We start from the raw sequence: 18,214 nt of genomic DNA on the forward strand, positions 1-18,214 counted from the left end.
GCGCCCGCGCGTCGTTCGACGCCGGGCGCTTCGACCGAAATCCGGCTCTCAGGCGACCTTTCCGGCTTCGCTATGCGCGCGCTCGGTGTCGAGCAACGCTTCCTTGCGCGACAGTCCCCAGCGATAGCCCGCGATCGCGCCGTCCTTGCCGATCACGCGATGGCACGGAATCGCCAGCGCCACCGGATTCGACGCGCATGCGCTCGCGACGGCCCGCACCGCGCCCGGCGAACCGACCGACGCGGCGATGTCCGTGTAGCTGCGCGTCTCGCCGTAGGGAATGCGGCAGAGCGCGTCCCACACGCGCTGTTGAAACGCGGTCGCGCCGATGTCGAGCGGCAGATCGAAGCGCTCGCGCGAGCCGTGCAGATACGCGCGAATCTGCGCGATGAACGGCTCCATGCGCGCGTCGTCCTGCATGCGCTCCGCGAGCGCGAAGTCGACCGCGAGTTGGTCGACGAGCGTGGCAGGATCATCGCCGAATGCGATCTTGCAGACGCCCTTGTCCGTCGCGGCGACGAGCACGGCGCCGAGCGGCGTGGCGGCGGTGGCATAACGCACGGTCAGCCCCGCGCCCTTGCGCCGATACGCGGAAGGCGTCATGCCCAGTTCCGCCGGCGCGGCCTCGTACATGCGCGACGGCGAACCGAAGCCCGCGTCCTGCGCCGCGCGCGTGACGTCGCGGCCGCGCTGCAACGCGTCGCGTAGCACGCCTGCCCGCCGCGCGGCCTGATACTGCCGCGGCGAAATGCCGACGATCCGCGAAAACAGCCTTTGCAGATGGAACGGGCTGACATGCACGGCGTCGCTCAGTTGCGCGAGCGTCATGCGCTGCTGCGGATCGGCGTCGAGCACCTTGCACGCGCGCTCGACAATGGCGAGTTCGCGCGGCAGGCTCGTCGGCTGGCAACGCTTGCACGGGCGATAGCCTGCGGCTTCGGCTTCTTCGCTCGTCGTGAAGAAAAAGACGTTCTCCCGACGCGGCGCCCGCGACGCGCACGACGGCCGGCAGAACACGCCGGTCGTGCGCACGGCGAAGAAGAATGTGCCGTCGGCTTTGGCGTCGCGCTCGGCGACGGCTTGCCAGCGGCTTTCGTCGGTTTGATAGCGGGTGAATTCAGGGGCGTTCATGATGACCTCGGCGGCTTTTGGGTACGCGTCCAATGTAAAGCCGTGCCGGTGAGGTTACGCGCCGTTCCTTGCTCTGTCATTTTCCCCGAGTCCAGCGTTGCAACAAAAAGTGACGCGCAGATACCACACTTCGGCGCCATAGGGGTTTTTACTAAAATTTCTATTGCGTCGCATCAACCCGCTGTGTATTATTGGAACTGTCTCCTCCATGTCTCCTCCTGATATGGATTCAGCCCGCCGACTAGGCGGGCTTTTTTTTGCCTCTCGCGCAGCACGCGCAAAAAAACCGGGCGCGAAGGCCCGGTTCTCTCTAGTCGGCGCGACTTACAGCACGTAGCGCGACAAATCCTCGTCTTCTGCGACATCGCCCAATGCGCGATCCACGTACGCCGCGTCGATCTTCACCGGCTGGCCCGCGTGATTCCCCGCCGCGAACGACACTTCCTCCAGCAGCTTTTCGATCACCGTATAGAGCCGCCGCGCGCCGATGTTCTCGGTCTTCTCGTTCACGGAGAACGCAATTTCGGCCAAACGCCGGATACCGTCATCGGCGAAATCCAGTTCCACGTCTTCGGTGGCGAGCAGCGCCTTGTACTGCTTGACGAGACTCGCATCGGTCGAATTCAGGATCGACTCGAAATCGCCCACGGACAGCGAATCCAGCTCGACGCGAATCGGGAAACGCCCCTGCAATTCGGGAATCAGATCGCTCGGCTTCGCGAGATGAAACGCGCCGCTCGCGATGAACAGAATGTGATCCGTCTTGATCATCCCGTACTTCGTGTTGATGGTCGTGCCTTCAACGAGCGGCAGCAAGTCGCGCTGCACGCCCGCCCGCGAGACTTCCGCCCCGCCGACTTCGCTGCGCGACGCGATCTTGTCGATCTCGTCCAGAAACACGATGCCGTTCTGCTCGACGTTCTGCACCGCCTTCGTCTTGACCTCTTCGTCGTTGAGCAGTTTGCCGGCTTCCTCGTCGGTCAGCAGCTTCAGCGCCTCCTTCACCTTCACCTTGCGGCGCGTCTTCTTGCCGCCGCCGATATTCGCGAACATCGAGCGAATCTGCTCGGTCATGTCTTCCATGCCCGGCGGCCCCATGATGTCCATGCCGACTTGCGGCAGCTCGACGTCCAGTTCGATTTCCTTGTCGTCCAGCGCGCCTTCGCGCAGGCGCTTGCGGAACGTCTGGCGCGTGGTGTTATCGCCTTCGCTGGTCGACTCCGCCGCGCCGAAGCCCACCGGGCGCGCGCTCGGCAGCAGGATATCCAGAATGCGGTCTTCCGCGCGATCTTCCGCCTTGGTGCGCACCTTCTTCATTTCCGCCTCGCGCGTCTGCTTGACGGAAATTTCGATCAGATCGCGCACGATGCTGTCGACATCGCGGCCCACGTAGCCGACTTCGGTGAACTTCGTCGCCTCGATCTTGATGAACGGCGCGTCCGCGAGCTTCGCGAGACGCCGCGCGATTTCGGTCTTGCCGACGCCCGTCGGCCCGATCATCAGAATGTTCTTCGGCGTGATTTCCTGGCGCAGCGGCTCGGCGACCTGCTGGCGACGCCAGCGGTTGCGCAGCGCGACGGCAACCGCCTTCTTTGCGCGCCCCTGGCCGATGATGTGTTTGTCGAGTTCCGAGACGATTTCGGAGGGAGTCATGGTGGTCATCGCTGGGTTCCTTTATTCGATCGTCTCGATGACGCGATTGTGATTGGTATAGATGCACATGTCGCCGGCGATGGTCAGCGCCTTTTCGACGATTTCGCGCGGCGAAAGCTCGGTGTTTTCCGCGAGCGCCTGCGCGGCGGCTTGCGCATACGCGCCGCCGGAGCCGATCGCGCAGATGCCGTTTTCGGGATCGAGCACGTCGCCGTTGCCGGTGATCACGAGCGTGGCTTGCGCGTCGGCCGCGATTAGCATGGCTTCGAGACGGCGCAGCATGCGGTCGGTGCGCCAGTCTTTCGCCAGTTCGACGGCGGCGCGCGTCAGATTGCCCTGATGCTTCTCCAGCTTCGCTTCAAAGCGATCCAGCAGCGAGAACGCGTCGGCCGTGCCGCCGGCGAAGCCGACCAGCACCTTGCCGCCATAGATGCGGCGCACTTTCTTGGCGCCGCCCTTCATGACGATGTTGCCGAGCGTCACCTGACCATCGCCGCCCAACGCGACTTTGCCGCCGCGTCGCACGGAGACGATGGTCGTGCCGTGAAATTGTTCCATGTGCGTTCCTTAAGAAAACCAGAAGAACGCGGGCGGCTTGCGATCAGTGACGAGCCGCCACGCAGTCGAGAATTCGATGGAGTGCACGGCGCGGGGTTCCGCCTGGCCGGAAGGCTCGGAGCGTACGGCGCCGCGCGCGCGCCTTCGCGATGAGCGGGCGCGTTCGGAGCAGTTTAGGGCGCGGCCTGAATTATCAAGGTGTGGGTTGTTTGGACGCCCGAAAAGCAAAAGGCACACGCTAATGGTGTGCCTTTCGTGTGCCTTTTTCGGGTGTCAGCGCCCGACTTCGCGGATTTTCGCGGCGGCGCGTTCCCCGTTGCGGGCGGACCCGCACCGTTCGCCGCGCGGTTGCCGCTTCAGTCGCCGAAGAGTTTCTGGCGCAGTTCGCGGCGCTCTTGCGCTTCGAGCGAGAGCGTGGCCGTGGGGCGCGCGAGCAGACGCGGAATGCCGATCGGCTCGCCGGTTTCTTCGCACCAGCCGTAGTCGCCGGATTCGATGCGCGCGAGCGATTGCTGCACCTTCTTCAGGAGCTTGCGTTCGCGGTCGCGCGTGCGCAGTTCCAGTGCATGCTCTTCTTCGATGGTCGCGCGGTCCGCCGGGTCCGGCACGATCACCGTTTCCCGCAGGTTTTCCGTCGTCTGGCCGGCATTCTTGAGAATGTCCGCTTGCAACTGCTCGAGCCGGTTCTTGAAGAAGGCGAGTTGTTCCTCGTTCATGTAGTCCTTCTCGCTCATCTTCAGGATTTCGGCTTCGGTCAAGAGTTTCGTTGTCATCTGCTTGCTTCTTCAATGTAAGGCGATGTCTTCGCAACGCCCGCACTTGCGTTGCCCGCATGCATGCAGCGTTTTGGCGTCACGCGACACTTGATGCGGGGCCGAACTCCTCTGGAAACCGATATTGGCTGCTCCGATAACGCTCGCCTCGTGGCCCTCGCGGCCTATCAGCAGATCGTCCGCCGGGGCATCCTTTTCTGACATCCGCCGGCCAACGCCCGTATTCGTATGCGCCGAACGGATTCGCCCTTCTCCAGTGGGGCTGTATTGTAACTGAACCGCAATTTCCGACGATAACCGAGGAAAACCCTGTCGAAAGCCGCCGGAATTTCAAAAATATAACGCCTGAACACGCAAAAAGCGATGTCGCTTGGTGGGCGCGACTACATAACCGCGACAATAAACGCCCACGAAAAACGCCGCCGGCAAGGTTCGCGGGCGGCGTTTATCTTCGCATCGACGTTGCGTCCCGCCTTTCTGCGCGCTTGGCGCAGATCAGCGAAATGCGTGCCGGGTCGTTATTTCACCAGGCAGGCGTCGAGGCCGTCGGTGATCAGATCCTTTGGCAGCTCGATACCGATGAACACCATCTTGCTGTTCTTCTTCTCGATCGGCATCCACTTGGCGGCGAGATCACTGCCCATCATCTGATGCACGCCCTGAAAGACGACCTTGCGATCGACGCCCTTCATATACAGCACGCCCTTGTAGCGCAGAAGGCGCTCGCCATAAATCTGCAAAATGCCGCCGAGGAAGTCTTCGAGACGGTTCGGGTCGAACGGCTTGTCGCTGCGATACACGAAAGACTTGATCTTGTCGTCGTGGTGCGCGTGATGATGGTGGTGGTGATGCTCGTGATCGTGGCTGTGATCGTGACCGCACGTGGCGTGGTCGTGATCGTCATCATCGTGCGCGTGATCATGCGCGTGAGCGTGGTCATGATCGTGGTCGTCTTCCGCGAGGAAGTCCGGGTCGATCTCCAGCTTCGAATTCAGATTGAACCCGCGCAGATCGAAAATTTCCTTGATGTCCGCATCGCCGAAATTTACGACCTTGATCGCGGCGCGCGGGTTCATGTGCAGCAGCCGGTGCTTCAGTGCTTCGAGCGCGTCTGCATCCACTAGATCGGACTTGGTGATGAACAGCCGATCCGCGAAACCGACTTGGCGCTGCACCACTTCGTGCTGATCCAGCTGCGCGTTCGCGTGCTTCGCATCGACGAGCGTGATGATCGCGTCGAGCAGGAATTCGTCGGCGACCGTGTTATCCATGAAGAACGTCTGCGCGACCGGACCCGGATTCGCGAGACCCGTGGTTTCGATCACCACGCGGTCGAAATCGAGCGTGCCCGCCTTCTTGCGGTTCGCGAGGTCTTCGAGCGCGCGCGCCAGATCGCCGCGAATCGTGCAGCAGATGCAGCCGTTGCTCATCTGGATGATCTGCTCGTTCGTTTCCTGCACGAGAATTTCGTTGTCGATGTTCTCTTCGCCGAACTCGTTCTCGATCACGGCGATCTTCATGCCGTGCTTTTCGTTCAGGATGCGCTTGAGCAGCGTGGTTTTGCCGCTGCCCAGAAAGCCGGTCAGGATGGTTACGGGAATCATGGTGTCGCCTGTTTCCTTGTCAGTGTTCGGAATCGCGCGGCCGGTCGGTGGCGCACTGAATCGGTTATTGAAACATATTCGCCCAGCAGACGCTTTGCGCCGCGTGACCTTGCCGCAGCCAGATAAGGCCGCTTACGCGATTTGCAACAGCAGGCCCTTAAGGTACTCGCCTTCGGGAAACGCGGTGAGCAGCGGATGATCGACGCCCGCGCCCAGGCGCTTCAGGATGCGCGCATCGACGCGGGCATCGGCCGCCGCGCCCGCGACGATCTTCTGAAACAGATCCGCATCGATCGCGCCCGAGCACGAATACGTGAAGAGCAGCCCGCCCGGACGCAGCAGCTTGAAACCGCTCAGATTGATGTCCTTGTACGCGCGCGCGGCGCGGTCCACGGTTTCGCGCGACGGCGCGAACTTCGGCGGGTCCAGCACGATCAGGTCGAAACGCTGCCCTTCGTCGTACAGACGGCGCAGCGTCTTGAATGCGTCGGCGTCGAGCCATTCGGCTCTTTCCGCGTCGAACCCGTTGGCCTTGACGTTCTCCCGCGCGAGCGCGAGCGCCTCGCCGGACGAATCCACCGACACCACGCGCGCAGCGCCGCCCTTCAACGCCGCGAGCGAAAACCCGCCCGTGTAGCAGAAGCAGTTCAGCACCTCGCGGCCGTGCGCGTTCTGCTGCACGAGCACGCGGTTGTCGCGCTGGTCCACGTAGAAGCCGGTCTTGTGGCCGTGCTTCACGTCGACGTGATAACGCACGCCGCATTCGTTCGTGATGAGCGTCTCCGGCGGCGGATCGCCCGCGAGCACGCCGGTCGTCTGCTCCAGCCCTTCCTTCTGGCGGATCGACACATCGGAGCGTTCGTAGACGTTCGGGCAGCCGGTCGCGGCGATCAGCGCATCGACGATCGCCGGCTTCCACGCCTCGACGCCCGTCGCCATGAACTGACAGACGAGCTGCGCGTGCGAGCCTTGACCGGCGACGTAGTAATCGACGATGAGGCCCGGCAAGCCGTCCGCTTCGCCGAAGACGAGGCGCGTCGCGCCGGTGTCACGCACCATCGTCTGCCGATGCGCGACCGCGCGCTGCACGCGGCGTTTGAAAAACGCATGATCGACCGGCTCGGCTTCGTCGAACGTCCAGACGCGGGCGCGAATCTGTGAATGCGGGCTGTACGACGCGCGAGCGAGAAAGCGGCCATCGGCGGCCCGCACGGTGACGGTCGCGCCGGGCGCGGGATTGCCGTCGATGCGCGCGATGGCGTTCGCGTAGATCCACGGATGGCGGCGAACGAGCGACTTGTCCTTCGCCGGTTTGAGCGTGATGGTGTTCATTGCGATGATGAGAGCAGCGCGCGTGGCGCCGCGGTGTTAGTCGCGCTTCTTCGCGCGCGGATGCGCCGAGTCGTAGACGCGAGCAAGGTGCTGAAAGTCCAGCGACGTATAGATCTGCGTCGCGGTGATGCTCGCATGGCCGAGCAGTTCCTGCACCGCGCGCAGGTCGCCGCTCGACTGCAAAACGTGCGTGGCGAACGAATGCCGCAATACGTGCGGATGAACATTCGCCGGAATGCCCGCGAGCAGCGCCATGCGCTTGACGCGCTCGCGCACCACGCCTGGCGACATGCGGTTGCCGCGCACGGATAAAAAGAGCGCGTGTGGATCGAGCTTGACGAATCCGCCGCGTACGTCGATCCACGCGCGCAGCGCATCGATCGCCTTGCGGCCGACCGGCACCTTGCGCATGCGCTTGCCTTTGCCGAGCACGGTGACTTCGGCGGCGGCCAGATCGAGCCAGCCGGCGGACTGATGTTCCTTCGTATCGACGTGGCGGACATCGAGCCCGACCAGTTCCGAAAGCCGCAGCCCCGACGAATAGAACAGTTCGAGCATGGCGTGATCGCGCAGCCCTTCGGTGCTGTCGGCGCGCGGCGCGTCCATCAGGGCCATTGCGTCGTCGACGGAAAGCGCCTTCGGAAGCGTCTTTTCGCGCTTCGGCGCGCGCACGGTCGCCACGGGATTGGCGGGCATCTCGACGCGTTCGGCGAGCCAGCGATAAAACGCGCGCCACGCCGACAGCCGATGCGCGATGGAGCGCGGCGACAGCCCCGCCGCGTGCGCGCGCACGACCGCGCCGCGCATGTCGGCGGCCGTCAGCGTTTCCAGCGCGCGGCCCTTGGCGAGCGCGCGCAGTTCGCCTAGTTCGTACGTGTAGCCGCGCAGCGTGTGTTCCGACAGACGCCGCTCGTGTTCGAGCATCGCGAGATAAGCGGCGATGTGATCGGCGGGCTGCACGTTGCGTCGCTCAGTTCGGCAGCAGGCGGCTCAGCGCCGCGCTCGCCAGCACGCCGATCTGCGCGAGGAAATCCGTCGCCATGCCGTCGTGGAAGCGCCGCGCGTCGGGCGAGCCCATTACGAGCAGGCCGAACGCGGGCGCATCCGGGCCGGCTTGCGGATCGCGCAGCGCGACGAGCGCAATCGACTGAATGCCGCGTTCGGCGGACGCGTCTTCGAGCGAGCCGCCGCCGGACGCCGAAGCCGAATTCGCCACGCCGAGCCACTGCGCTGCCGCAAAGCCGCTGTTCGCGCCGCAATACGGCGCGTCGAGGCTGCCCGCGAAAATACGCACTTCCTCGCCGACGTGGCGCGCGAAATCCGCCTGCCGGTAAGCTTCATCGACATCCCAGATGCGCAACGCGGCATGCGGCACGTCGAACACTTCGCACAGTCCTTTGCTGATGGTGGACGGCAGCGCGTACGGGTCGCGCTGGCCGGTCACGCGCACGGTCCAGCGGTTGAACTTCGTGGCGATGCTGTCGTTTTCGTGGCCGTAGCGCAGCAGTTCGGCAAGCCGCCGTTCGAGCTGCTTGTTCTTGTCACGCAGCATTTCCATCTGGCGTTCCTGCAACGACACGGCCGACTTGCCGTGCGGATTCGAAAGCCGGATGGTGCCGAGCAGTTCGGCGTGCTCGACGAAAAAGTCGGGGTTGTCGAGCAGATAGTCGGCGACTTCGCGTGGATTCATGTTTGCCTGATACGTTTGAATGCGTGGGCTCAAGTCAGCCGATGTCCGAAAGCTCGATCTCGCCTTCGAAGACCGTCGCGGCGGGGCCGGCCATGAAAAGCGCGGCGGATTCGTCGCGTGCGCCGTCCCAATCGATCGTGAGCGTGCCGCCGTGCGTCTCGACGCGTACCGGCGATTCGAGCACGCCGCGCCGGATTCCTGCGGCCACCGCCGCACATGCGCCCGTGCCGCAGGCAAGGGTTTCGCCCGCGCCGCGCTCGAACACGCGCAGCTTGACCGAATGACGGTCGACGATCTGCATGAAGCCCGCGTTGACGCGCTCGGGAAACCGCGCATGGCGCTCGATGAGCGGCCCTTCGGCGAGCACGGGATACGCTTCCACGTCGTCCACGATCTGCACCGCGTGCGGATTGCCCATCGACACGACGGACACCCAGCGCGTCTTTCCGCCGATATCGATCGGCCAAAGCGTATCGTTGCCTTCGCTGCGGCCTTCGAGCCCGCTGGCGTCGAACGGCACGCGCGGCGGATCGAACGCCGGCGCGCCCATGTCGACGGTCACTTCGCCGTTGTCCTGCATCGTTAGCGTGATGACGCCCTTCTGCACCTGCACGCGCACCGTCGAGGCAGCGGTCAGTCCGCGATCGCGCACGAACTTCACGAAACAGCGCGCGCCATTGCCGCAATGCTCGACTTCGCCGCCATCGCAATTGAAGATGCGGTACTTGAAGTCGACGCCATCGACGGTCGGCTTTTCGACCAGCAGCAGTTGGTCCGCGCCGACGCCGAAGTGACGGTCGGCGAGCGCGCGAACCTGCGCGGCGCTCAGATCGAGCGCCTGCGAGTAGCCGTCGAGCACGACGAAGTCGTTGCCCGCGCCCTGCATCTTGGTGAACTTGAGTTTCATGGCCGCTATTGTATGTGAGCCTCGGTGCGGCGTTTCGCGCCGCGCGGCTCAATAAAAACTCGCCTCGCCCGGCGGCCGCGTCTTGAAGCGCTTGTGTACCCAGTAATACTGCTCGGGAATGCGCGGAATCTGCTCTTCGAGAAAGGCGTTCATGCGGCGGGCGTCGGCTTCGTCGTCGCCGGTCGGATAGTTATCCCACGGCTCGAAGATTTTCAGCCGATAACCCTTGTAGTCCGGCAGCACTTCGCCGATGAACGGCACGACTTGCGCCTTGCCCGTCTTCGCCAGCCGGCCGACGGCAGTCAGCGTGCAGGTCGGAATGCCGAAGAACGGCACGAAGGTGGAATTGCGCATGCCGTAATCCATGTCCGCGCCGAGCATGACGGGCTTGCGGTCGCGCAGCCAGCGCAGCACGATGCGCGCGCTGTCCGCGCGGCTCGCCATGTCCGCGCCGAAGCGGGCCCGCTGCCGCTTGGCAATCTCTTCGACCTGCGGATTCGAGAACGGCTGATACAGCGATCCGCATTGCCGGTGCAGCGAGTAGTTCAGAAAGATCGACCCCGCCTCGATGCCGACGAAGTGCAGGCCGAGAAAGAGCGTGGGCGGCAAGTCCGGATCGCTGAGATCGACGGCGCTGTCCACTTCGATCAGCTTCTCCAGCTTCTTCGCCGATCCGAACCACTGCACGCTGCGCTCGACATAGCTGCGAATGGCGTGGCGGAAGTGCATCTGCGCGACTTCTTCGCGGCGCTCGGGCGACCATTCGGGAAAGCAGAGCTTGAGGTTCGTATGCACGATGCGCTTGCGCCGGCTCGGAATCTGATAAAGCAGCCAGCCGAGGCCATCGCCGAAACGCGCGGTAATGCCGTAAGGAATGATCGCAAGAAACTTCAGAAAGCCAATCGCGAGCGACACGCCGATGCGCCCTAGCATGACGTGCTCCCGCGAACATACGGGCGGTGGCTACCGGCGGAGGATAAGCGCGGGACGAATGACAACAAGCGTTCGACTCTGTAAAAACACGGGAAACCGGTATAATAAGACCTTCGCCGAGTTAATGGACAACTTGCGGGGCGAAGCCGGCCTGAGCCAGATACATGCATCGCGTGCATCGAGGTTCAGGACGGAGAAAGGACATCCGCTAAAGCGTCGCCGCTTCAGACTCCAAACGAAGTCGGCTACGTGAATCTCAACCGTACTCAATTGGAGTCTGAAGCGTGTCGAACGACTACCTGTTTACCTCCGAATCCGTTTCCGAAGGCCACCCGGACAAGGTCGCCGACCAAATCTCCGACGCCATTCTCGACGCCATCCTGTCTCAGGACAAATACTCGCGCGTCGCGGCGGAAACCCTTTGCAATACCGGTCTCGTCGTCCTCGCGGGCGAAATCACGACCACCGCGAACGTCGATTACATCCAGATCGCGCGGGACACCATCAAGCGCATCGGCTACGACAACACGGACTACGGCATCGACTATCGCGGCTGCGCGGTGCTCGTCGCGTATGACAAGCAATCGCCGGATATCGCGCAAGGCGTGAACAAGGCGCACGACGACAATCTCGATCAGGGCGCGGGCGACCAGGGCCTCATGTTCGGCTACGCGTGCGACGAAACGCCCGAACTCATGCCGCTGCCCATCCACCTGTCGCACCGTCTCGTCGAGCGTCAGGCGAACCTGCGCCGCGACGGCCGCCTGCCGTGGCTGCGTCCGGACGCGAAGTCGCAGGTCACCGTGCGCTACGTGGACGGCAAGCCGCACTCCATCGACACCGTCGTGCTCTCCACGCAGCACGCGCCGGACATCGATCTGCCGCAACTGCGCGAAGCCGTGATCGAAGAAGTCATCAAGCCGACGCTGCCGAACGAACTCATCAAGGGCGATATCAAGTTCCTGGTGAACCCGACCGGCCGGTTCGTGATCGGCGGTCCGCAAGGCGACTGCGGTCTGACGGGCCGCAAGATCATCGTCGATACGTACGGCGGCGCGGCTCCGCACGGCGGCGGCGCGTTCTCGGGCAAGGATCCGTCGAAGGTGGACCGCTCGGCCGCTTACGCGGGCCGTTACGTCGCGAAGAACGTGGTCGCGGCCGGTCTGGCGTCGCGCTGCCTGATTCAGGTGTCGTACGCCATCGGCGTCGCGCGTCCGACTTCGGTGATGGTGAACACGTTCGGCACCGGCCGCGTGTCGGATGCCGAGATCACCAAGCTCGTGCTGGAACATTTCGATCTGCGTCCGAAGGGCATCATCCAGATGCTCGACCTGCTGCGCCCGATCTACGAGAAGTCGGCGGCGTACGGTCACTTCGGCCGCGAAGAGCCGGAATTTTCGTGGGAAGCCGCGGACAAGGCGCTGTTGCTGGCGGAAGCCGCCGGCACCGAACCGGTGGTGCGCGTGGCGTGAGCTTCAGCGCAAAAGAAAAACGGCAGGCATCGCGCCTGCCGTTTTTTTTCGTCCTCGCTGCGCGATAAGGCCGCTTTAGCGGACCGCGAACGCGTACCAGCCGGCGCTGGTCGCCGACGTGCGACGCGGCCGGCGGCTCGTCAGCGCCGCGGCTCGCGGCTTGGGCGATGGCGCGCGCAGCTGCATCGGGCGGCGCAAAAGCGTGCGCAGCGACACGTCGCGCGAGGCGGCGCGCGCGCGGAGGTTCAGGAAGAATCCGCGGAACCAGGAGCGGATGCCATCGACCGGATGCGCGTTCGCGGGTTGCGGCGCAAGCGCCTGAGTGCGGGCGGAATGATGCCGCAACGCGCGGATCATGCCGCGCCGGGCGGGCCGAGCGGCACGGGATGCGGCGCGTCGAAGGCCCTTAGCGATTCGGTGGTTCATGTCGGCGATAGGTTAGTCTGCGTGGTGGCAAACTCGACAGTAGTCGTCTCAAAAATAGCGTTCAAGGCTTCGATTCAACCCCGGCAACGAAGTTGCACCGAAACGATGCGGCCAATGTACCGGACGTGCGTGACTGTCGTAAGTCCGCGTTTTCCCTGCCGGCTAGTGAAGCAGTCGCTTCATGGCGCGGCGCGCGAGCCGTGCTGCGAGCGCCTTTGCGGCCCGCGCGACTTACAATGCCCGTATTCGCCCCAATTTCGGGTATTGCGCTGGCTGCATGAGGCGATATCGAAGCGCGCGCCGAGGCTTAAACGAACATGTCTGAACAAACGTCGCTGAAATCGAAAAGTGATCAGGTGCACGAACTGCGCCAAATGGGCTTCGTCATCGTGAAGGGGCTGGTGTCCGACGCACGCTGCGACGCGTTGCGCGACGTCGCGCAGCGGCAACTGGCCGAAGCCGCCGCGCCGCTCGAATACGAAGCCGACCTGAAGTATCCGGGCGCGCCGGAATCGAAGCACGCGCCGGGCGGACATACCGTGCGGCGGCTTCTGGATGCTTACGGGCGCCACCCGCTGTTCTCGGAATTCGCGACATCGCCCGAAGTGCGCGGCTGGATGGAGCTGTACTTCGGCGAGACGCCGTATCTATCGCGCGCGCATCACAACTGCGTGATGACCAAGCACCCCGCGTACGGCAGCCTGACGGGCTGGCATCGCGATGTGCGTTACTGGGCGTTCGAGCGCGACGATCTGGTTTCCGCGTGGGTGGCGCTCGGCGATGAAACCGTCGGGAACGGCGCGCTGTGGTTCGTGCCGCGATCGCATAAGCTCGCGTTCACGTCGGACCGGTTCGACGACGCGAAATTCTTCCGCGCCGATTTGCCGGAAAACACGGCGCTGATTCACACGGCGGTTTCGCCCACGCTCGCCAAGGGCGATGTCGTGTTCTTTCACTGCAACACGCTGCATTCGGCAGGAAAGAATCTCACCGATCAGGTGAAGTTCTCGCTCGTCTACACCTATCGCGGCGCGAGCAACGCGGCGTTGCCGGGCACGCGTTCCGCGTCGAAACCGGAAGTCGCGCTCGTCTGATCGTTCAGCGTTTCGAGGGCAGCGCGAGGCCGATCAGCCCCGCAAGCGACGCGACAATGCCGCCCGCGATCAGCCAGATCGTCTTGTTGGTCGGCGAACCCGTGAAGAAGCGCGAGACGTCGTTGCTCAACGAGTGAAACGACTGTCCGCCGAAGTACAAAAGCACGATGCCGCCGACGAGCAAGGCAAGGGAAATCGCTCGGGTCATCAAGGGTCCTCGCTAATTTCGGGATAGGGCGCGCCAGCTTACAAGGCACGCCGCAGGGCGTCCAGTCAGCCCACTGTCACGCCGCGACGGGCACGCGCGTGAGCGGCTGAATCTGGCGCAGCAAGTCCGCCTGCACGGCCGGATGGTCGCTTGCGCGCGTCCACACGCCCACGTTGAACTTCACGCCGGTGTCCGTGTAATCGGTCACGGCGATCCACGGCGCCGACGCGCCGTCCTGCACGATGCGCGCATCGCCCGTGACGAGCCTGCGCAGTTCGCCGAGCACGCGCTCGACGTCCTGACCGTGCTGCACCAGGAAATTGAGCACGACGCGCCGCTGCTCGTTCGCGCTGTAATTCGTCACCGGATTCGCCCAGATGATGCTGTTCGGCACGTACATGACGACGCCGTCCGCCTTCGTGAGCCGCGTGGTGAAAAGGCCGATCTCGTTGACCGTGCCCGCCGTCACGCCGATTCCCTCGATATAGTCGCCCACGCGAAACGGCCGCAGCAGCAGCAACATCAAACCGGCTGCGATGTTCTGAAGCGTGCCCTGTAGCGCCAGTCCGATGGCAAGCCCCGCCGCGCCGAGCACGGTCAGGATGCTCGCCGCCGCGATGCCGAACTTGCCGAGCGCCGCGACGATGGCGACCACGCGTATCGCCCACATCACGAGACTGGCGAGCACCGGCGTTAGCGTGGCATCGACGTTCGTGCGGTTGAGCGTGCGCCGCAGCGCGTTTGCGACGATGTTCGAAATCCACCAGCCGACGGCGACGATGAGAATCGCCATTAGAATGTTGACGCCGTACGTCAGCCCGAGCGTGAGCATGAAGTCGTAGGCCGGGCGCAGTTTGTCGATTGAATCCATGGGCGTGCTCCTTTTGCGATGTGTGCGTTGACGGGGCGGCGCGCCGCGTGCTCCCGCATATCGGGACACGGATGCCCCGCGCTCGCGCCGTCGCCGATTGGCTTAACATTGACGGCTTTGGTCGATTCGCGAGCATAGAGCAGCGGCGCGCATCCACCGGCTTCACGATTGTCAAAGTTAGTGCAAAACCGCCACTCGCAAAGGAAATCTGTCATGGCTTACGAAGCAGCATCCGAGCGTTACTCCTCGCAGATGCAATACCGCACGTGCGGCAAATCCGGTCTCAAGCTGCCGGCGTTGTCGCTCGGTCTCTGGCACAACTTCGGCGACACCACGCCCATTTCGACGCAACGCGACATTCTGCGCACCGCGTTCGATCTCGGCGTCACCCATTTCGACCTGGCGAACAATTACGGGCCGCCGTACGGCAGCGCGGAAACCAACTTCGGGCGTCTCTTCAAGGACGACTTCAAGCCGTATCGCGACGAACTGCTGATCTCGACGAAAGCCGGCTGGGACATGTGGCCCGGTCCGTACGGGCAGGGCGGCGGCTCGCGCAAGTACGTGCTCGCGAGCCTGGACCAGAGCCTGAAGCGCATGGGGCTGGATTACGTCGATATCTTCTACTCGCATCGCTTCGATGCCGATACGCCGCTCGAAGAGACCGCCGGCGCGCTCGCGACCGCCGTGCATTCCGGCAAGGCGCTGTATGTCGGCATCTCGTCGTACTCGGCGTCTAGAACCCGCGAAATGGCGAAGCTGCTCGCCGAGCACAAGGTGCCGCTGTTGATCCATCAGCCGTCGTACAACATGCTGAACCGCTGGATCGAAGAAGAACTGCTCGATACGCTCGATGAGATCGGCGCGGGCAGCATCGCGTTCACGCCGCTCGCGCAAGGGCTGCTCACGAGCAAGTATCTGAACGGCGTGCCGCAGGATGCGCGCGTCAACAAGCCGGGCGGCGGATCGCTCAAGCAGGAACACCTGAGCCGGGAAAATCTGGAGCACGTGCGCAAGCTGAACGAACTGGCGCAGCGGCGCGGTCAAAGCCTCGCGCAGATGGCGCTGGCGTGGGCGCTGCGCGGCGGGCGCGTGACCTCCGTGCTGATCGGCGCGAGCCGCGCGGAGCAAGTCACCGAAAACGTCGGCGCGTTGAGCAATCTGGAGTTCAGCCAGGAAGAGCTCGCGGAAATCGACCAGTACGCGCAGGAAGGCGGCATCAATCTGTGGGAAAAGCCGTCGACGGATCAGCGCATCTGAGCGTCTCGCAGCCGCCTTCCGTCAGAAGGGTGATTCGGAAGCGGCTCGACTTCGGTTGCTATCATGCGGGCTCGCCGTTCATTCGCTGCTGACCGGCAGCGAGCACATTCGGCGGCGCGTGGCGGATCGTCACGCGCTGCTGGCGATCCGGCCCGAGGACGCCCCGCGGCTATCGAGTTAGAATAGCCGATTGCGCCCATGCAACGCCCGGCTGCACGAGTGCCGACGCGGGCCTGCCGCAGACACGCCGCACAGAGCCAAAAGTTCGGACGAAAGCGCAAGCCGCTCGTCCTTTATGCGCGGCGTCGAGCGACCCGCGTTCCGGCGTTCCGGCCGTGAGCGTCACCGTTTTCGCATAGTTCAAGAAGCCATGAGCAACCTCAACTCTCAAACCGTTCTGAGCGTCCACCACTGGACCGACACGCTTTTCAGTTTCACCTGCACTCGCGACGCCTCGTTCCGCTTTGAGAACGGCCAGTTCACGATGGTGGGCCTCGAAGTCGACGGCAAGCCGCTTTTGCGCGCCTACAGTCTCGCGAGCGCGAACTACGAAGAGCATCTCGAATTCTTAAGCATCAAGGTGCCGGACGGCCCGCTGACTTCGCGTCTGCAGCACCTGAAGGTCGGCGATTCCGTGCTGATCGGCAAGAAGCCGACGGGCACGCTGGTCGCGGACAACCTGTTGCCGGGCAAGACGCTGTGGCTGCTCTCCACGGGCACGGGCCTCGCGCCGTTCATGTCGATCATCAAGGACCCGGACGTCTACGACCGCTACGAAAAGATCGTGCTGACGCACACGTGCCGCTTCGTCGATGAACTCGCGTACAAGGACTTCATCACCGAGCATCTGCCGGCGCACGAGCACATCGGGGAGATCGTTTCCGAGAAGCTCGTCTATTACCCGACCGTGACGCGTGAAGAATTCGCCAATCGCGGCCGCATCACGGACCTGATCGAGACGAAGAAGCTGTTCGCGGATCTGTCGGTGGAGCCGTTCTCGATCGAAAACGACCGCGTGATGCTCTGCGGCAGCCCGCACATGCTGCGAGACACGCGCCAGTTGCTCGACTCGCTGGGCTTCCAGGAAGGCAGCAACAACCATCCGGGGCATTACGTCGTCGAGAAGGCGTTCGTCGGCTGATTTCTTGGTTGGCGTGTTCGCGAAGAAGCCGGGGCAAATCGCTCCGGTTTTTTTTCGCCTGCTTGCGGGCAGCTTGTTACATCTTCGGGCAGTCTTTGTTCGCGCTTCGGCGGCGCTGCCGTTCCCAATCAACATGAAGTTCTACCGCGGCACCCTTGTCGGACATGGATTAATCATATTTTTGAGATATGATGCGATCACGTCGAAGCGATGTCCAAATGTGCATCGTCCGATTTCCATGTTACAGAGTGTAAATTCAGTTACGCCGACTCGTGGTGTGCCGAGGACGTAGCTCCAGTTGCGCTCAAAGCGAGGAAAAACGAATCCGTCGGCCCTGATCGGACTGGATCAGCGCGCCTGCGCCACCGTGCGCGGCGTGTCGTCAGCAACGCCGGACACATCCGGCTTACCGTTTTCCGCTCTATTCGACGCCAAGCTGGAAAGCGACCGCGAGGTCGAGCGCCTGCGCGCCCGCGTACGGGACCTCGCTTCGCAACTCTGCGCGGCCGACGAGCGCGTTCGCCGCAGCATCGCCGCCGACCTGCACGACGAAGCCGGCGCCATTCTCACCGCTGCGAACCTCGCCGTAGCGCGCGCCGAATACCTGCTGCCCGCGGATGCGCCTGCTGCGTGCGCCGAAGCGCTGTGCCAGGCGCGCGAATGTCTCGCCGAAGTCGCTGCGTCGAACCACCGGATCGTGGAGGGTCTGCACGCGCCGGCGCTCGACGACGGACTTCCCGCCGCGCTCGCGGAGTGGCTCGCAACCTTCGGCGCGCGCGCCGGGCTCTCCGTCAATTTATCCTGTTCGGTTGAAATTTACGCGAAACGCCTGCCGCAGGGTTTGTCCCATGCGTTTTTTCGCATCACGCAGGAAGCGCTGAACAACGTCGCGCGGCACGCGCATGCGACGCGCGCCAACGTGATGCTCACAGCCGACGACGACGCGCTGACGCTCGTCGTAGAGGACGACGGCATCGGGATCACCCCCGCCGCGCGCCGCAAAGCCGGGCGGCTCGGATTCGCGAGCATGCGCTCTCGTTGCGAGGCGTTCGGCGGCACGCTGCGCGTGGGCGCATCGAAAACGGGCGCGACGTGCGTGCGCGCCCGCCTGCCGTGGACGGCCGCGCCGCGCGCCGCGCTGCGGGCGGTCAACGACTGAGC

18 protein-coding genes are annotated in these 18,214 nt (G+C 63.8%); 5 read left to right on the forward strand and 13 right to left on the reverse strand.

The window, feature by feature from the left end:
• Positions 1 to 48 precede the first annotated feature (48 nt).
• The 10 genes from ada to NCR37_RS13520 all read right to left on the reverse strand — a co-directional run bounded on the left by ada (position 49) and on the right by NCR37_RS13520 (position 10,581).
• On the reverse strand, positions 49 to 1,131 hold the full coding sequence (ada, locus tag NCR37_RS13475; RefSeq protein WP_250473396.1) for a bifunctional DNA-binding transcriptional regulator/O6-methylguanine-DNA methyltransferase Ada: 1,083 nt from the start codon (positions 1,129 to 1,131) through the stop codon (positions 49 to 51).
• Positions 1,132 to 1,455: 324 nt separating this feature from the next.
• Positions 1,456 to 2,793: an ATP-dependent protease ATPase subunit HslU gene (gene hslU / locus NCR37_RS13480; RefSeq protein WP_250473397.1), complete on the reverse strand. Its 1,338-nt coding sequence runs from the start codon at positions 2,791 to 2,793 to the stop codon at positions 1,456 to 1,458.
• Between the two features lie 12 nt (positions 2,794 to 2,805).
• Positions 2,806 to 3,342 (reverse strand): ATP-dependent protease subunit HslV, encoded by a 537-nt coding sequence (gene hslV / locus NCR37_RS13485; RefSeq protein ID WP_159837392.1) that lies wholly within the window; start codon positions 3,340 to 3,342, stop codon positions 2,806 to 2,808.
• A gap of 356 nt (positions 3,343 to 3,698) precedes the next feature.
• Complete coding sequence (gene dksA, locus NCR37_RS13490) at positions 3,699 to 4,115, reverse strand: RNA polymerase-binding protein DksA (RefSeq protein WP_061122132.1); 417 nt, start codon at positions 4,113 to 4,115, stop codon at positions 3,699 to 3,701.
• A 518-nt stretch (positions 4,116 to 4,633) separates the two neighbouring features.
• Positions 4,634 to 5,719, reverse strand: coding sequence for a CobW family GTP-binding protein (locus tag NCR37_RS13495; protein ID WP_250473398.1), 1,086 nt, complete (start codon positions 5,717 to 5,719; stop codon positions 4,634 to 4,636).
• Between the two features lie 132 nt (positions 5,720 to 5,851).
• Positions 5,852 to 7,051, reverse strand: coding sequence for a class I SAM-dependent rRNA methyltransferase (locus NCR37_RS13500; protein ID WP_250473399.1), 1,200 nt, complete (start codon positions 7,049 to 7,051; stop codon positions 5,852 to 5,854).
• A 36-nt stretch (positions 7,052 to 7,087) separates the two neighbouring features.
• Positions 7,088 to 8,011 carry a tyrosine recombinase XerC gene (gene xerC, locus NCR37_RS13505; protein ID WP_350029062.1) on the reverse strand — a complete coding sequence of 308 codons (924 nt, stop codon included), beginning with the start codon at positions 8,009 to 8,011 and terminating at the stop codon, positions 7,088 to 7,090.
• A gap of 10 nt (positions 8,012 to 8,021) precedes the next feature.
• Positions 8,022 to 8,741 (reverse strand): DUF484 family protein, encoded by a 720-nt coding sequence (locus NCR37_RS13510; protein WP_250473400.1) that lies wholly within the window; start codon positions 8,739 to 8,741, stop codon positions 8,022 to 8,024.
• 34 nt (positions 8,742 to 8,775) lie between these two features.
• Positions 8,776 to 9,648, reverse strand: coding sequence for a diaminopimelate epimerase (gene dapF, locus NCR37_RS13515; RefSeq protein WP_250473401.1), 873 nt, complete (start codon positions 9,646 to 9,648; stop codon positions 8,776 to 8,778).
• 48 nt (positions 9,649 to 9,696) lie between these two features.
• Positions 9,697 to 10,581 (reverse strand): lipid A biosynthesis lauroyl acyltransferase, encoded by an 885-nt coding sequence (locus tag NCR37_RS13520; RefSeq protein ID WP_250473402.1) that lies wholly within the window; start codon positions 10,579 to 10,581, stop codon positions 9,697 to 9,699.
• Between the two features lie 284 nt (positions 10,582 to 10,865).
• Between NCR37_RS13520 and metK the strand changes: the two genes are divergently transcribed.
• On the forward strand, positions 10,866 to 12,053 hold the full coding sequence (metK, locus tag NCR37_RS13525) for a methionine adenosyltransferase (RefSeq protein ID WP_250473403.1): 1,188 nt from the start codon (positions 10,866 to 10,868) through the stop codon (positions 12,051 to 12,053).
• 75 nt (positions 12,054 to 12,128) lie between these two features.
• Here metK and NCR37_RS13530 read toward each other — a convergent pair whose 3' ends face one another.
• Positions 12,129 to 12,410 (reverse strand): hypothetical protein, encoded by a 282-nt coding sequence (locus NCR37_RS13530; protein ID WP_250473404.1) that lies wholly within the window; start codon positions 12,408 to 12,410, stop codon positions 12,129 to 12,131.
• Positions 12,411 to 12,796: 386 nt separating this feature from the next.
• Here NCR37_RS13530 and NCR37_RS13535 point away from each other — a divergent pair, with 386 nt between their 5' ends.
• Positions 12,797 to 13,573, forward strand: coding sequence for a phytanoyl-CoA dioxygenase family protein (locus NCR37_RS13535; protein ID WP_250473405.1), 777 nt, complete (start codon positions 12,797 to 12,799; stop codon positions 13,571 to 13,573).
• 4 nt (positions 13,574 to 13,577) lie between these two features.
• Here NCR37_RS13535 and NCR37_RS13540 read toward each other — a convergent pair whose 3' ends face one another.
• Together NCR37_RS13540 and NCR37_RS13545 are read right to left on the reverse strand one after the other, a co-directional pair.
• Positions 13,578 to 13,781, reverse strand: a complete 204-nt coding sequence (locus NCR37_RS13540; protein ID WP_175938776.1) for a DUF3185 family protein — start codon at positions 13,779 to 13,781, stop codon at positions 13,578 to 13,580.
• A 76-nt stretch (positions 13,782 to 13,857) separates the two neighbouring features.
• A complete protein-coding gene (locus tag NCR37_RS13545) occupies positions 13,858 to 14,652 on the reverse strand; it encodes a mechanosensitive ion channel family protein (RefSeq protein ID WP_250473406.1) in 795 nt (264 codons plus the stop codon).
• A gap of 213 nt (positions 14,653 to 14,865) precedes the next feature.
• Here NCR37_RS13545 and mgrA point away from each other — a divergent pair, with 213 nt between their 5' ends.
• From mgrA to NCR37_RS13560, 3 genes are all read left to right on the forward strand, one after another.
• Entirely contained in the window at positions 14,866 to 15,912 is a 1,047-nt protein-coding gene (gene mgrA / locus NCR37_RS13550) for an L-glyceraldehyde 3-phosphate reductase (RefSeq protein WP_250473407.1), read from the forward strand.
• Between the two features lie 370 nt (positions 15,913 to 16,282).
• Entirely contained in the window at positions 16,283 to 17,053 is a 771-nt protein-coding gene (locus NCR37_RS13555; RefSeq protein WP_159837404.1) for a ferredoxin--NADP reductase, read from the forward strand.
• Positions 17,054 to 17,429: 376 nt separating this feature from the next.
• Positions 17,430 to 18,212 carry a sensor histidine kinase gene (locus tag NCR37_RS13560; protein WP_250473408.1) on the forward strand — a complete coding sequence of 261 codons (783 nt, stop codon included), beginning with the start codon at positions 17,430 to 17,432 and terminating at the stop codon, positions 18,210 to 18,212.
• Positions 18,213 to 18,214 lie beyond the last annotated feature (2 nt).

Origin of the sequence: Caballeronia sp. GAFFF1 (assembly GCF_023630705.1) — a bacterium.
Taxonomy (GTDB): domain Bacteria; phylum Pseudomonadota; class Gammaproteobacteria; order Burkholderiales; family Burkholderiaceae; genus Caballeronia.